General features: G+C 74.1%; 15 protein-coding genes and 1 tRNA gene. All 16 read left to right on the plus strand.

Annotated elements, in window-relative coordinates; all coding sequences use genetic code 11:
* Nucleotides 1–10 precede the first annotated feature (10 nt).
* The 16 genes from JT721_RS06610 (at nucleotide 11) to JT721_RS06685 (ending at nucleotide 14,173) form a co-directional block, all read left to right on the plus strand.
* Complete coding sequence (locus JT721_RS06610) at nucleotides 11–2,608, plus strand: RNA helicase (RefSeq protein WP_205472165.1); 2,598 nt, start codon at nucleotides 11–13, stop codon at nucleotides 2,606–2,608.
* A 204-nt stretch (nucleotides 2,609–2,812) separates the two neighbouring features.
* The gene (locus tag JT721_RS06615) at nucleotides 2,813–3,106 is read left to right on the plus strand and encodes a GNAT family N-acetyltransferase (protein ID WP_205472166.1); all 294 of its coding nucleotides are present in this window, start codon (nucleotides 2,813–2,815) and stop codon (nucleotides 3,104–3,106) included.
* A 432-nt stretch (nucleotides 3,107–3,538) separates the two neighbouring features.
* Nucleotides 3,539–4,354 (plus strand): ParA family protein, encoded by an 816-nt coding sequence (locus JT721_RS06620; RefSeq protein WP_240340276.1) that lies wholly within the window; start codon nucleotides 3,539–3,541, stop codon nucleotides 4,352–4,354.
* Complete coding sequence (locus tag JT721_RS06625) at nucleotides 4,339–4,707, plus strand: hypothetical protein (protein WP_205472167.1); 369 nt, start codon at nucleotides 4,339–4,341, stop codon at nucleotides 4,705–4,707. Before JT721_RS06620 ends, JT721_RS06625 begins: the two co-directional genes overlap by 16 nt.
* Complete coding sequence (locus tag JT721_RS06630; RefSeq protein WP_205472168.1) at nucleotides 4,704–5,633, plus strand: ScpA family protein; 930 nt, start codon at nucleotides 4,704–4,706, stop codon at nucleotides 5,631–5,633. Before JT721_RS06625 ends, JT721_RS06630 begins: the two co-directional genes overlap by 4 nt.
* Nucleotides 5,614–6,405: an SMC-Scp complex subunit ScpB gene (gene scpB / locus JT721_RS06635; RefSeq protein WP_374220879.1), complete on the plus strand. Its 792-nt coding sequence runs from the start codon at nucleotides 5,614–5,616 to the stop codon at nucleotides 6,403–6,405. The genes JT721_RS06630 and scpB overlap by 20 nt, the downstream gene beginning before the upstream one ends.
* Nucleotides 6,402–7,163 carry a pseudouridine synthase gene (locus JT721_RS06640; RefSeq protein ID WP_205472169.1) on the plus strand — a complete coding sequence of 254 codons (762 nt, stop codon included), beginning with the start codon at nucleotides 6,402–6,404 and terminating at the stop codon, nucleotides 7,161–7,163. Before scpB ends, JT721_RS06640 begins: the two co-directional genes overlap by 4 nt.
* 37 nt (nucleotides 7,164–7,200) lie before the next feature.
* On the plus strand, nucleotides 7,201–8,037 hold the full coding sequence (locus tag JT721_RS06645; protein WP_307827921.1) for a helix-turn-helix transcriptional regulator: 837 nt from the start codon (nucleotides 7,201–7,203) through the stop codon (nucleotides 8,035–8,037).
* A gap of 4 nt (nucleotides 8,038–8,041) precedes the next feature.
* Entirely contained in the window at nucleotides 8,042–8,431 is a 390-nt protein-coding gene (locus JT721_RS06650; protein ID WP_205472170.1) for a glyoxalase/bleomycin resistance/extradiol dioxygenase family protein, read from the plus strand.
* Between the two features lie 79 nt (nucleotides 8,432–8,510).
* Nucleotides 8,511–8,891, plus strand: a complete 381-nt coding sequence (gene aroH, locus JT721_RS06655; protein WP_307827922.1) for a chorismate mutase — start codon at nucleotides 8,511–8,513, stop codon at nucleotides 8,889–8,891.
* Nucleotides 8,884–9,948, plus strand: coding sequence for a prephenate dehydrogenase (locus JT721_RS06660; protein WP_205472172.1), 1,065 nt, complete (start codon nucleotides 8,884–8,886; stop codon nucleotides 9,946–9,948). Before aroH ends, JT721_RS06660 begins: the two co-directional genes overlap by 8 nt.
* Before the next feature lie 11 nt (nucleotides 9,949–9,959).
* Nucleotides 9,960–10,757 (plus strand): (d)CMP kinase, encoded by a 798-nt coding sequence (gene cmk, locus JT721_RS06665; RefSeq protein WP_205472173.1) that lies wholly within the window; start codon nucleotides 9,960–9,962, stop codon nucleotides 10,755–10,757.
* On the plus strand, nucleotides 10,754–11,515 hold the full coding sequence (locus JT721_RS06670) for a 1-acyl-sn-glycerol-3-phosphate acyltransferase (RefSeq protein WP_205472174.1): 762 nt from the start codon (nucleotides 10,754–10,756) through the stop codon (nucleotides 11,513–11,515). The genes cmk and JT721_RS06670 overlap by 4 nt, the downstream gene beginning before the upstream one ends.
* Nucleotides 11,512–12,906 carry a ribosome biogenesis GTPase Der gene (gene der / locus JT721_RS06675; protein ID WP_205472175.1) on the plus strand — a complete coding sequence of 465 codons (1,395 nt, stop codon included), beginning with the start codon at nucleotides 11,512–11,514 and terminating at the stop codon, nucleotides 12,904–12,906. The genes JT721_RS06670 and der overlap by 4 nt, the downstream gene beginning before the upstream one ends.
* Before the next feature lie 97 nt (nucleotides 12,907–13,003).
* Entirely contained in the window at nucleotides 13,004–13,984 is a 981-nt protein-coding gene (locus JT721_RS06680) for a hypothetical protein (RefSeq protein ID WP_205472176.1), read from the plus strand.
* Between the two features lie 115 nt (nucleotides 13,985–14,099).
* Nucleotides 14,100–14,173 (plus strand) — tRNA-Pro (locus JT721_RS06685).
* The last annotated feature ends 176 nt before the right edge of the window (nucleotides 14,174–14,349 follow it).

The following is a 14,349-nucleotide window of genomic DNA, read 5'->3' on the forward strand; positions in this document are numbered from 1 at the left end:
CGAGGCGCTGATGGCCAGGCTCGACATCCCCACCGGCACCGACCCCGACGACGTCTACGCCGCGCTCGTCGCGTGGGTCGAGGAGCAGGGTCTCGGCCTCTACCCCCACCAGGACGAGGCCGTCATCGAGCTGCTCGCGGGCAGCAACGTCGTGCTCGCCACCCCCACCGGCTCCGGCAAGTCGCTGGTCGCCGTGGGGGCCCACGCCGCGGCCCTGGCCGACGACCGGGTGTCGTTCTACACCGCGCCGATCAAGGCGCTGGTGAGCGAGAAGTTCTTCGCGCTGTGCGAGGTATTCGGCGCCGACCAGGTCGGCATGCTGACCGGCGACGCCAGCGTCAACTCCGACGCCCCCATCATCTGCTGCACCGCCGAGGTGCTGGCCAACATCGCGCTGCGCGAGGGCAGCACCGCCGACGTCGGGTTGGTGGTGATGGACGAGTTCCACTTCTACGCCGAGCCCGACCGCGGCTGGGCCTGGCAGGTGCCGCTGCTGGAGCTCCCCCAGGCGCAGTTCCTGCTGATGTCGGCCACCCTGGGTGACGTCACCGACCTGATGGCCGACCTGAGCCGGCGCAACGGCCGCGACACCAGCCTGGTCGCCGACGCCGAGCGGCCGGTGCCGCTGAGCTTCACCTGGCAGCTGACCCCGCTCGCCGAGACGGTCGAGGAGATCGTCACGACCGGTCAGGCGCCGGTCTACGTCGTCCACTTCACCCAGAAGGACGCCGTCGAGCACGCCACCTCGCTGCTCAACGCCAAGCTCGGCATCACCGTGGACGAGGCGCTCAAGGAGCGGTTGGCCGGCTTCCGGTTCGGCGCCGGCTTCGGCCGGGTCCTGTCGAAGCTGCTGCGCCGCGGCATCGGAGTCCACCACGCCGGGATGCTGCCGCGCTACCGTCGCCTGGTCGAGCAGCTGGCCCAGCAGGGGCTGCTGACGGTCATCTGCGGCACCGACACGCTCGGCGTCGGCATCAACGTGCCGATCCGCACCGTGCTGTTCACGGGGCTCGCCAAGTTCGACGGCAACCGGCAGCGGATCCTGCGCACCCGCGAGTTCCTCCAGATCGCCGGGCGGGCCGGACGCGCGGGCTACGACACCGCCGGCTACGTCGTCGTGCAGGCGCCCGAGCACGTCATCGAGAACGAGCGTGCCAAGGCCAAGGCGGAGGCCAAGAACCTCGCCAACCCGAAGAAGAAGAGCAAGGCCCAGCTCCGCAAGCCCCCCGAGGGCACCGTGGTGTGGTCGGAGCAGACCTTCGACAAGCTGGTCGCGGGGGAGCCCGAGCCGCTGGTCTCGCGGATGCGGGTCGACAACTCGATGCTGATCAACGTCGTCGCCCGCGAGGAGGACGCGTTCCCGGTGCTGCGCCGGCTGCTCACCGACAACCACGAGCCGGAGCGGGAGAGGCGGCGGCTGGCGCGGCGGGCGCTGCGGCTGGCCCGCTCGCTGCTGCGCTCCGGGGTGCTCACCCGCCTCGACGAGCCCGACGAGCACGGCCGCCGCTACGTGATCACCGTCGACCTGCCCGAGGACTTCGCCCTCAACCAGGAGCTCTCGCACTTCGCGCTGGCCGCGCTCGACGTCCTCGACCCCGAGGCCGACGAGCACACCCTCGACATCGTGTCGGTGCTCGAGGCGGTGCTGGAGGGACCGCGGCAGATCCTGATGGCCCAGCAGCACGCCGCCCGTGGCGAGGCGGTCGCCGAGATGAAGGCGGACGGCCTCGAGTACGACGAGCGGATGCGGCTGCTGGAGGAGATCACCTGGCCCCAGCCGCTCGCCGAGCTGCTCGAGGCGACGTACGAGATCTACCGGCAGACCCATCCCTGGCTCACCGAGGACGCGCTGCAGCCCAAGTCGGTGGTGCGGGAGATGTGGGAGCAGGGGATGAGCTTCACCGACTTCGTCGGCCGCTACCAGCTGGCCCGCTCCGAGGGACTGGTGCTGCGCTACCTCACCGATGCCTACCGCACGCTGCGCCAGACCGTGCCGGAGTCGCACCGCACCCCCGAGCTCGACGACGTGCTGGAGTGGCTCGGCGAGACCGTGCGGCAGACCGACTCCTCGCTGCTCGACGAGTGGGAGGCGCTGACCGACCCGGAGGCGGTCGCGGCCCGCGCCGCCGACCTGGCCGCGCACGCCCCGCCGCCCCCGCCGCGGCCGATCACCCGGCAGGAGCGGGCGTTCCGGATCATGGTGCGCAACGCGCTGTGGCGCCGGGTCGAGCTGGTGGCCCGCGACGACCTCGACGGGCTGATGCGGGTGGAGCGCGAGTCGGCCGACCGCACCGACCCGCCCGCGCCGGTGGTGATGACCCGCTCGGCGTGGGACGAGGCCCTCGAGGCCTACTACACCGACCACGACGAGGTGCGCCTCGACGCCGACGCGCGAGGGCCCGACCTCGTGGCCACCGAGCCGCTGCCCGACGACCTGCGCGCCGAGCACGCCGAGGAGCTCGCCGGCGACCGCGCGCTGCTGGCCCGCCAGACCCTCCACGACCCCGCCGGCCACCACGACTGGGTGATCGAGGCGCTCGTCGACCTTGACGCCTCCGACGAGTCCGGCGAGCTGGTGCTCCGCACCCTGGCCATGCGCCGCCTCTGACCCTCCGCGGGGGGGGGGGGGGGGGGGGGGGGGCGGTGGGGGGGGGGGGGGGGGGGGGGGGGGGGGGGGGGGGGGGGCGGGCCCCCCGCCCCCCCCCCGCGCTGTTGCTGTTTCCCTGGCCCGCCCACCCCCCCCCTCGGCGGGGTTGGCGGGGCCGCTTGTCGCGCACAGGTGGGGTTGGGGAGCGCGGCCTAGGGTGGGGGCATGGCTGAGGTGACGGTGAGGGACAACCCGGGGGAGTCGCGGTTCGAGGCGTTCGTCGACGGCGAGCCGGCCGGCTTCGCGGCGTACCAGAAGGACGGCGAGCGGATCGTCTTCACGCACACCGAGGTCGACGACGCCTTCGAGGGCCACGGCGTCGGGTCGGTGCTGGCCCGGACGGCGCTCGACGCGGTGCGGGCCGAGGGCACCCACCGGGTGGTGCCGAGCTGCCCGTTCATCGCGCGCTGGATCGAGCGCCACGAGGACTACCGCGACCTGGTCGCTCCGGGCTCCTGACGGGTCGCTGAGGCGCCGTCGCGTCTCCACAGGACTGTGCACAGGGGGGGTCCCGCCTGTGCAGGTGAGGCGGCGGAAGTGCACACCTCGTCAACAGATTCGACCGGGGGCTGGGGATAGGCGGTGGCCGGGTTGTTGGGCCCTCCGCAGCGGGCCTAGAGTCCCCCCGCGAGTCGGCGCCAAGTCGCCGTGTCGACAAATTACGGTGCTGGGAAGAGCAGCCCGCCATCCCGAGGAGCCACCATGAGCGCAGCCGCACCCGGCCCGGGCAGCAGCGGGGCCACCGCGCCGCAGATGCCGCCCACGATCCGCACCCCCGACCCCGCCGACCGCGACGAGGACCTGCCCCTGAGCGAGCCGGTCGCGATCGGCACCCGAGGCGGCAAGGGCCGGGGCAAGGCCGGCTCCGGGCTGGGCCCGACCGGGCGGCCGATGCCGACGCTGCCGGAGCCGACGCCGGTGGCCGAGCACGGCGGCGCCCGGGTGGTGTCGATGTGCAACCAGAAGGGCGGGGTCGGCAAGACCACCACCACGATCAACCTCGGCGCCAGCCTGGCCGACTACGGGCGCAAGGTGCTGCTCGTCGACTTCGACCCCCAGGGCTCGCTCTCGGTCGGTCTCGGCATCAACCCCCACGACATCGACCTCACCGTCTACAACCTGCTCATGCAGCCCGACGTCGGCCTCCACGACGTGGTCGTGCCCACCGGGGTGCCCGGGATGGACCTCCTGCCGTCGAACATCGACCTCTCCGCCGCCGAGGTGCAGCTGGTCCACGAGGTCGGCCGCGAGCAGACGTTGCAGCGGGCGCTGGCGCCGGCGCTGGCGGAGTACGACGTCATCCTCATCGACTGCCAGCCCTCGCTGGGCCTGCTGACCGTCAACGCCCTCACCGCCTCCCACGGCGTGATCGTGCCCCTGGAGTGCGAGTACTTCGCGCTGCGCGGGGTGGCGCTGCTCAAGACCACGATCGACAAGGTCCGCGAGCGGCTCAACCCCGGCCTGGAGATCGACGGCGTCCTCGGCACCATGTACGACGGCCGCACCCTCCACAGCCGCGAAGTGCTGGAGCGGCTGGTCGAGGCCTGGGGCGACACGGTGTTCCACACGGTGATCCGGCGCACGGTGAAGTTCAGCGACTCCACGGTCGCCGGCGAGCCGATCACGTCGTACGCCCCCAGCTCCTCGGGTTCCGACTCCTACCGCCAGCTCGCGAGGGAGGTGCTCGTCCGGTGGCACGACGCGTGAACCTGCCGGCGGCCGACGACCTCTTCCGCCCCACCGACGACGACGCCCCGTCCCGCCCGAAGGGGCAGACCGCCCAGGGCAAGGGCAAGGGCGCGGTCCGGGCGGTGCCCGACCAGCCCGAGCCGGGGGCCACCCGCCGGCCCAGCGGCCGGGTGCGGCACGACGAGAAGATGACGGTCTACGTCACCTCCGAGGAGCTGCTCGACATCGAGCACGCCCGACTGACCCTGCGCCGCCACGGGATCGCCGTCGACCGCGGCCGGCTGGTGCGCGAGGCGCTGGCGCTGGTCCTGGCCGAGCTCGAGGCCGAGGGCGAGTCGAGCGCCCTGGTGAAGCGGCTGGCCGAGGAATGACCGTGACCTCCCCACCCACGGACGCCTCCGCGGCCGTGCCGGCGGGCGAGGGCGAGACCCCCGCGTTCGCGGTGCGCCTCGACAACTTCGAGGGCCCCTTCGACCTGCTCCTGAGCCTGATCTCCAAGCACAAGCTCGACATCACCGAGGTCTCGCTGTCGCAGGTCACCGACGAGTTCATCGCCCACGTCAAGGCCGGGGGACCGGTCTGGGACCTGGAGCAGACCTCGTCGTTCCTGCTGGTCGCGGCGACGCTGCTCGACCTCAAGGCAGCGCGGCTCCTGCCGCAGGGCGACGTCGAGGACGAGGAGGACCTCGCCCTGCTCGAGGCCCGCGACCTGCTCTTCGCGCGGCTGCTGCAGTACAAGGCGTTCAAGCAGGTCGCCTCGGTGCTCGAGACCCGCCTCCACGGTGAGGCCCGGCGGCACCCGCGCGCGGTCGGGCTCGAGGAGCGGTTCGCCACGCTGCTGCCCGAGGTGCTGATCGGCATCGGGCTCGAGCAGTTCGCCCAGCTCGCTGCGCGGGCGCTGGAGCCGAAGCCGGTGCTGGAGCTCAGCCTCCAGCACATCCACGCCCCCACCGTGAGCGTGCGCGAGCAGGCGGCGGTGGTCGTCGACCGGCTGCGGCGCAGCGGCACCATGACCTTCCGCGCCCTGTGCGGCGACTCCCCGGACACGCTGACCACGGTGGCCCGGTTCCTGTCGCTGCTCGAGCTGTTCCGCGAGGGCGCGGTCGCCTTCGACCAGGTGACCCCGCTCGGCGAGCTGACGGTTCGCTGGACCGGCGACGACGAGGCCGACGTCGACGCGCTGATCCACGACGAGTTCGAGGGCGCCCCGCCGCAGGACGACGTGCCGCTGCCGGCCGGCACCGACCAGACCGACCCGACCCCGGAGGACGAACCAGGTGAGCACGCAGGTGAGTGAGGACGCGACCGAGGTCGAGCCGGAGGTCGTGCAGGCTGCGGACGAGGCGGGCGGCGAGACGCTCGCCGTCCCGCTGGCCGAGCTGCGGCCCTCGCTCGAGGCGGTGCTGATGGTGGCCGACCAGCCGCTCGACACCACGGTGCTGGCCACCGCGGTCGGCTACCCCGTCGAGGAGGTGACCGCCGCCCTGCACGCCCTGGCGGAGGAGTACACCGAGCAGGGCCGCGGCTTCGAGCTGCGCAACGTCGCCGGCGGCTGGCGCTACTACACCCGCGAGGAGTACGCCGTGGTGGTCGAGGGCTTCGTGCTCGAGGGCCAGCAGGCGCGACTCACCCAGGCCGCGCTCGAGACGCTCGCGGTGGTCGCCTACAAGCAGCCGGTCTCGCGGGCCCGGGTCTCTGCGATCCGCGGCGTGAACGTCGACGGCGTGATGCGCACCCTGCTGACCCGCGGGCTGGTCGAGGAGGCCGGCCAGGACCACGAGACCGGCGCCAACCTCTACCGCACCACGGGCTACTTCCTGGAGCGGATCGGGGTCACCTCGCTCGACGAGCTGCCCGAGCTCGCGCCGTACCTGCCGGCGATGGAGGACATCGAGGACGAGCTGGCCGAGCTGACCGCGCCGGCGCCCGAGCCGAGCCCGGAGCTCGAGCCCGAGCAGCCCGATGCCCAGCCCGATGCCCAGCCGGCCGCCCAGCCGGCCACCCGGCCGGGCCCGACGCCCGAGGAGGGGCCGAGCACCGAGCCCGACGGGGGCACCGAGCCGTCGTGACCCCGGAGCAGGAGGGCATCGAGACCGACGAGGAGGGCCTGATCCGGCTGCAGAAGCTGCTGGCCCAGTCGGGCGTCGCGTCGCGCCGCAAGTGCGAGGAGCTGATGCTCGCCGGGCTCGTCGAGGTCGACGGCGAGGTGGTCACCCGGCTCGGCACCAAGGTCGACCCGCGCACCGCCGTGGTACGGGTCGAGGGGCGGCGGCTGCCACCGATCTCGGAGAAGGTCTACCTGGTGCTCAACAAGCCCCGCGGGGTCGTCTCCACGATGTCCGACCCCGAGGGACGCCGCTCGCTCGGCGACGTCGTGGCCGACCGTCCCGAGCGGCTGTTCCACGTGGGGCGGCTCGACACCGACACCTCCGGGCTGATCATCCTCACCAACGACGGCGACTTCGCCCAGCGGCTGGCCCACCCCTCGCACGAGGTCGACAAGACCTACGTCGCCGAGGTCGCCGGGCAGGTCTACCCCAAGGTCGTCAAGCAGCTGCTCCGCGGTGTCACCCTCGACGACGGGCCGGTGCAGGTGAGCAAGGCCAGGATCGTCGAGGCCGTCGCCGACCGCTCGATCGTGGAGCTGGTGATCCACGAGGGACGCAACCGGATCGTGCGACGCCTCCTGGAGCACGTCGGCCACCCGGTCACCCGGCTCACCCGCACCCGGATCGGACCGGTCACCCTGGGCCGGCTCAAGCCCGGCGAGCTGCGCGACCTGGGCCGCGACGAGCTCGGCGAGCTGCTCGACGGCGCCGAGCTCTAGCCCGGTCCACCCGGTCCGGCCCGGCTACCGTGGAGGGGTGACCGGGAAGCCCAGGGCAGCGGTGCCACGCGTGGCCGTGCCGCCCGTGCTGGCGCCGTACGTCGCCTCGCTGGTGCCCTACGACGTCGAGACCGGCGTGCCCGGCGTCCACCAGGGGCTGCCCTCGACGACGCTCACCTTCGTGCTGCCCGTGGGGGAGCCGCTCGACGTCGGCTGGGCCGACCGCCCGGCCACCCGCGCCCGGCGCTGGTCGACGGTCTCGGGGCTGCACACCGGCCCCGCCCGGATCCACCACGACGGCACCCAGCGCGGGGTGCAGCTCGGGCTCACCCTCGCCGGTGCCCGCGCCCTCCTCGGTGTGCCCGCCGCCGCGCTGGCCGGCGAGATCGTCGAGCTCGCCCAGCTCGACGGACCCGGCGACCCCGCGCTGCGGCACCTGCCCGAGCAGCTCGCAGACCGCACGCCGGAGCAGGCGGGTCGGCTGGTGGTGCGCGCGCTGGTGACCGCGCTCGCCCGGCACGGGGCGGCGGGACCGCGGGCCGAGGTGGGGCGCGCGCTGGCCCGGCTCACCGCTGGGGTGCCGGTGCAGCGGGTGGCCGCCGAGGTGGGCTACAGCCGTCGCCACCTCGGCACCCTGGTGCGGGCGGAGAGCGGTCTCAGCCCCAAGGAGTGGCAGCGGGTGGCACGGCTGGAGCGGTCGCGGGCACTGCTCGGCCGCCGGCCGCTGCGCGAGGTGGCGGCCAGCTGCGGTTACGCCGACCAGGCGCACCTCACCCGCGACTGGCGCGACCTGGCCGGGCTGACGCCGGGCCGGTGGGTGCGCGAGGAGCTCCCGTTCGTCCAAGACCTCCGCGAGGCCGACCCGGCAGGGTGAGCCCATGACCGCTTCGACCACCCGACTCTGGCAGACCCTGACCTTCCGCGACTGCGACGCGATGATGTCGTGGCTGGCTGCGATCGGTTTCACCGAGCACGCCACCTACCGCGACGAGCAGGACCCCTCGGTCGTCGTGCACGCCGAGTGGGTCTGGCCCGGCGGTGGCGGGATCATGTTCGGCTCGCCGCGCCCCGACAGCCCGGTCGCCGCACCGGGCGCGTCGTCGACGTACCTGGTCACCGAAGACCCCGACGGCGTCTTCGCCCGCGCGGTCGCGGCCGGTGCCAGCGTCGACCGCGAGGTCGTCGACCAGGACCACGGCGGCCGCGGCGGCAGCGTCCGCGACCCCGAGGGCAACCGCTGGTCGTTCGGGGACTACCAGCCGTCGTAGACCGGCGCCGAGCCCCGGCGGGCATGCCCTAGCCTTCTCTGGTCACGAATTGATCACGACGGAAGGCGGAGGAGTGTCGGTGCGGGCAGTGCGGGGAGCCACCCAGCTCGACGAGGACACCCGCGACCACATGCTCGAGCGGGTGGCCGAGATGGTCACCGACGTGATGAGCGCCAACGGCCTGGAGGTCGACGACTTCATCTCGGTGATCTTCACCGCGACCTCCGACCTGGTCTCGGAGTTCCCGGCCTACGCCGCCCGCCGGCTCGGGTTCGGCGACGTGCCGCTGATCTGTGCCCGCGAGCTGGAGATCGAGCGGTCGATGCCGCGCGTCGTGCGGATGATGGCGCACGTCGAGACCGACCTGCCGCGCGCCGACATCACCCACGTCTACCTCCACGGTGCGGCCGCGCTGCGCACCGACCTCACCCGGGTGCGCTCGGTGCCCGACGATGAGTGAGCCGCTGGCCGGGCCGGTCGCGATCATCGGCACCGGCCTGGTCGGCACCTCGATCGGGCTCGCGTGCCGCCGCGCCGGGCTCGACGTCGTGCTCCACGACGCCAGCCCGGAGCACGTCCGCACCGCCTCGGGGCTGGGCGCCGGCCGGGCGCCCGCCCCCGGTGACCGGCCCCAGCTCGTGGTGGTCGCGGTGCCGCCGGACCACCTGGCCGAGGTGATCGCCGGGGCGCTCGCCGACGGCGACGCCGTCGTGACCGACGTCGGCAGCGTCAAGACGGCTCCGCTCGCCGCGGTGGCCGGCCGGCCCGGCGTCGAGCGCTACGTCGGCGGCCACCCGATGGCCGGCAGCGAGCGGTCCGGTCCGCTGGCGGCCAGCTCGACGCTCTTCGACGGGCGGCCCTGGGCGATCACCCCCCACCCGACCTCCGACGTGGCCGCGGTCGAGCTCGTGGAGGAGCTGGTCGCGCTGTGCGGCGCGACGCCCGTGTGGCTGACGCCCGAGGAGCACGACCGGGCGGTGGCCCGCACCTCCCACGTGCCCCACCTGCTCGCCACCCTGGTCGCCGGTCGGCTGGCCGCGGCCCCGGAGAACCACCTGGCGCTCTCGGGGCAGGGCGTGCGCGACGTCACCCGGGTGGCCGCGGGCGACCCCGCGCTCTACAGCCAGATCGTCGCGGGCAACGCCGATGCGGTGCTGGCCCTCCTCGGCGAGGTCCGCGACGAGCTCGACGCCGTCATCGCGGCGGTCGGCACCGGCGACCGCGACGGGCTGCGCGACGTCCTGGAGCGCGGGGTGGCCGGCACCCGGGTGATCCCGGGCAAGCACGGCGGGCCCCCGCGGCCGATGCGGTCGGTCTGGGTCTCGGTGCCCGACCACCCGGGCGAGCTGGCCCGGCTGCTCAGCGACTCGGTGGCCAGCGAGGTCAACATCGAGGACATCCGGATCGACCACGACCCGGGTCGTCCCGTCGGCCTGGTGGAGCTCGTCGTCGAGGAGCGCCGGGCCGAGCACCTGCTGGCCTCCCTGGAATCCCGCGGTTGGGTGACTCACCGGTAGGCTGCGGCCCCGTGAGCAGCAGCACCCCCGACCCGGTCGCAGGGCACCGCGACCCCCCCGCCGCCCCGGTCGAGGGCACGGTCAAGGGCGCGGTCGAGGGCACGCTCGAGGGCGCGGTCGAGGGCGCCGCCCACGGCGTCGTCGTCGCCGTCGACGGCACGTCGGGCTCGGGCAAGTCCAGCACCTCCCGCGGCGTCGCCGCGCGGCTCGGCATGCGCTACCTCGACACCGGTGCGATGTACCGGGCCGTCACCTGGTGGATGGTCAGCCACGGCGTCGACGTCCACGACCCCGCGGCGGTCGCCGCCCGTGCCGGCGAGCCCGTGGTCGAGTCGGGCACCGACCCCGACGCCCCCACGATCCACCTCGACGGCGTGGACGTGGCGGTCGAGATCCGCAGCGACGCCGTCAACGCCGCGGTCTCTCCCGTCAGCGTCGTGCCCGAGGTGCGTGCCCGCCTGGCCGAGCAGCAGCGCGCCGAGATCCGCGCCGCGCTGGCCACCGGGCCCGGCATCGTGGTCGAGGGCCGCGACATCGCCTCGGTGGTCTGGCCCGAGGCGGCCGTCAAGGTGTTCCTGTCCGCCGACCCCGAGGCGCGGGCCGCCCGCCGGGCGGCCGAGCAGGGCGGCACCGACGTCGGCGCCACCCGCGAGTCGCTGCTCGAGCGCGACCGGATCGACTCCGGACGCGCCACCGCGCCGCTCACCATGGTCGACGGCGCCGCGCACGTCGACACCACCTCGCACACCCTCGACGAGGTCGTCGACCGCGTGGTGGCGCTGGTCGAGGCCGCCCGGGTGGACGCGTGAGCAGCGGCCTCCAGGGACGCACCGACCTGCCGCCGAGCGCGGCCAAGCACCCCTACCGCTACCTCCTCCACGGCCTGCGCCCGGTCGCCCGCTGGGTGATCCGCCGCCGCTACCGGGTGACCGTCCACGGCGCCGAGCACGTGCCGGCCAGCGGGCCGGTGATCCTCGCGTCCAACCACGTCGGGGTGCTCGACGGCCCGTTGATGGCGATCTACGCCCCGCGACCGGTGCACGCGCTCACCAAGGAGGAGATGTTCGAAGGTGCCCTGGGCCGGTTCCTGCTCCACTCCGGCCAGGTGCCGCTCGACCGGTTCCACTCCGACCCCGCGGCCGTGCGCACCTGCGTGCGGGTGCTGCGCGACGGCGGGGTGGTCGGCATCTTCCCCGAGGGCGCCCGCGGGCCCGGCGAGTTCGAGCGGTTCCACCTCGGCGCCGCCTACCTCGGGCTGGTCTCGGGGGCGCCGATCGTGCCCGTGATCCAGTTCGGCACCCGTGAGCCGGGCGGGCACAGCGGCTCGCTGCCCGACCGCGGCCACCACATCGAGCTGGTCTTCGGGCCACCCCTGGCCACCACGGCCGCGCCCTGGCCGCGCACCAAGGAACAGGTGGAGGGTGCCTCGGTGTTGCTCCGGGAGCACCTCCTGGCGCAGCTGGCCGCCGCCCGCGCCCTCACCGGCCGCGAGCTGCCCGGTCCGCTACCGCCTGGCGACCACGACATCGATCCCGCCACCGGGATCACCGAGCAGGGAGCACCATGAGCGAGACCGGCCCCGAGCCGGCGTCCTCGACCGACGCACACGTCCACGCCGGCACCGACCCCGAGGCACCCCTCGGGCCGCTGCCGGTCCTCGCCATCGTCGGACGCCCCAACGTCGGCAAGTCGACCCTGGTCAACCGGATCATCGGCCGCCGCGAGGCGGTCGTGGAGGACGTTCCCGGCGTGACCCGCGACCGCGTCTCCTACGACGCCCTGTGGAACGGCCGCGCCTTCACCGTCGTCGACACCGGCGGCTGGGACCCCGACGCCCGCGGGCTGGCGAAGGCGATCGCCGACCAGGCCGAGGTCGCGGTCTCGCTCGCCGACGCCGTGCTGTTCGTGGTCGACGCGACCGTGGGCATCACTGACGCCGACGAGGCCGTGGTCAAGATCCTGCGCCGCTCCGGCAAGCCGGTGGTGCTCGCCGCCAACAAGGTCGACGACCAGCGCACCGAGGCCGAGGCCTACGGCCTGTGGAACCTCGGGCTGGGCGAGCCGTGGCCGGTCTCGGCGCTGCACGGCCGCGGCTCGGGCGACCTCCTCGACGCCGTCCTCGCCGCGCTGCCCGAGCCGCCGCCGGAGCGCGAGGCCGAGGTGGGCGGTCCGCGCCGGATCGCCATCGTCGGCAAGCCCAACGTCGGCAAGTCCTCGCTGCTCAACCGGGTGGCGGGGGAGGAGCGGGTCGTCGTCGACAACGTCGCCGGCACCACCGTCGACCCCGTCGACGAGCTCGTCGAGCTCGGCGGACGCACCTGGCGGTTCATCGACACCGCAGGCATCCGCAAGCGGGTCAAGGAGGCCTCCGGGCACGAGTACTACGCCTCGCTGCGCACCTCGACAGCCATCGACCGGGCCGAGGTCGCCGTGCTGGTGCTCGACGCCGGCCAGTCGATCTCCGAGCAGGACGTCCGGATCCTTCAGACCGTCCGCGAGGCCGGCCGGGCGCTGGTGATCGCGTTCAACAAGTGGGACCTCGTCGACGAGGAGCGCCGCTACTACCTCGAGCGCGAGATCGAGCGCGAGCTGGTGCAGGTGCAGTGGGCGCCGCGGATCAACGTCACCGCGCGCACCGGCTGGCACGTCGACCGCCTGGTGCCGGCGCTCGACCGGGCCCTCGAGGGGTGGGAGACCCGGGTCACCACCGGTGCGCTCAACGCATTCCTCGGCCGCCTGGTCGCCGAGCACCCCCACCCGGTGCGCAGCGGCAAGCAGCCGAAGATCCTGTTCGGCACCCAGCCGTCCACCGCGCCGCCGACGTTCGTGCTGTTCACGAGCGGGAGGCTCGACGCGGCGTACGAGCGGTTCATCGAGCGGCGGCTGCGCGAGGAGTTCGGCTTCGTCGGCACCCCGATCGTGCTGCAGCAGCGTCCGCGGGAGAAGCGCAAGCGCTGAGCCCGCGGGTGGGGCAGACTGACCCCCTCGATCGATTGCCGCGGCATGGGGCGGGCACCGGTCGGACCGTCACACCGCTTCTCGGAGGAGAGTCCCCATGCGCCGCCGTACGCCCGTCCTGGCCGTCCTCGCCGGCCTCGTCGCCCTGGTGCTGCCCGCCGGCCTGCTGCCGGCCCTGGGTGCCGCCCCGGCGGTGGCCAAGCCGGTCGCCGGCACCCGGTGCGCGGAGTTCCCGGCCGACAACTGGTGGCACGCCGACGTCTCGCGGCTCCCGGTGCACCGGCGCAGCGCCCAGTGGCTCTCGCACATGTCGACCGACCGGCGGCTGCACCCCGACTTCGGGCCGTCCTACGACGGCGGCCCGGGCTACGGCATCCCGGTCACCGTGGTGGGCAAGCGCCACCCGCGGGTGCCGGTCGCGTTCGACTACGCCGCGGAGAGCGACCGGGGGCCCTACCCGCTCGGTCCGCGCACCCGGATCGAGGGCGGCCGCGGCTCGGCCGGCGACAAGCACGCGATCGTCGTAGACCGGGACCGCTGCCGCCTCTACGAGACCTGGAACACCCGCGTGGAGGCCGGCCGCTGGCGGGCCGGCTCCGGCGCGGTCTGGTCGCTGCGCAGCAACCGGCTGCGGCCGCTGGGCTGGACCTCCGCCGACGCCGCCGGCCTGCCCATCCTGCCCGGCCTGCTGCGCTGGAACCAGGTGCGCACCGACCGGATCGACCACGCGATCCGGTTCACCACCGACGTGACGAGCCGCTGGTTCCTCTGGCCGGCCCGCCACCACGCCGGCGCCACCGACGACCGGTCCTACCCGCCCATGGGCGCCCGGTTCCGGCTGCGCTCGTCGTGGTCGGCGGCCGGGCTGTCGCCGTACGCCCGGCGGGTGGTGCGGGCGATGAAGCGCTACGGCCTGGTGCTCGCCGACAACGGGTCGCCGTGGTACTTCCAGGGCGAGCAGCACCGGAAGTGGCCGCCCCGGTTGCTCGAGGACCTCAAGCGGATCCCCGCCTCGGCGTTCGTCGCCGTCGACACCTCCTCGCTGCGCCGCTCCCGAAACAGCGCCGCCGTCCGCTGACGACGGGGCGCGGCCGCCGGGCCCCGGGCCCGCCGTGGGGCGGCCCGATTCCGGGGAGCGGCGGTGGCTGCGGTAGTGTTCACCCGGCCTTCCAGGAGCACCACGGAAGGCTCTTCGGGCTGTGGCGCAGCTTGGTAGCGCACTTGACTGGGGGTCAAGGGGTCGCAGGTTCAAATCCTGTCAGCCCGACCGGAGAAGCAGCACGTCGGAGGCCACGTCCGCGATCAGCGGGGGTGGCCTCCTGCGTGTTCCGGTCCGGGGTGGTGCGAGGCCGGAGCACCCCCGGCCAGCCGCACGAACCGCGCCTTTGCGCCGTTCGCGCCCCCGAACCCCACCCGCACACTGGCGCATTGCAAATCGATTGG

Origin of the sequence: Nocardioides sp. SYSU D00038 (assembly GCF_016924665.1) — a bacterium.
Taxonomy (GTDB): Bacteria; Actinomycetota; Actinomycetes; order Propionibacteriales; family Nocardioidaceae; genus Nocardioides.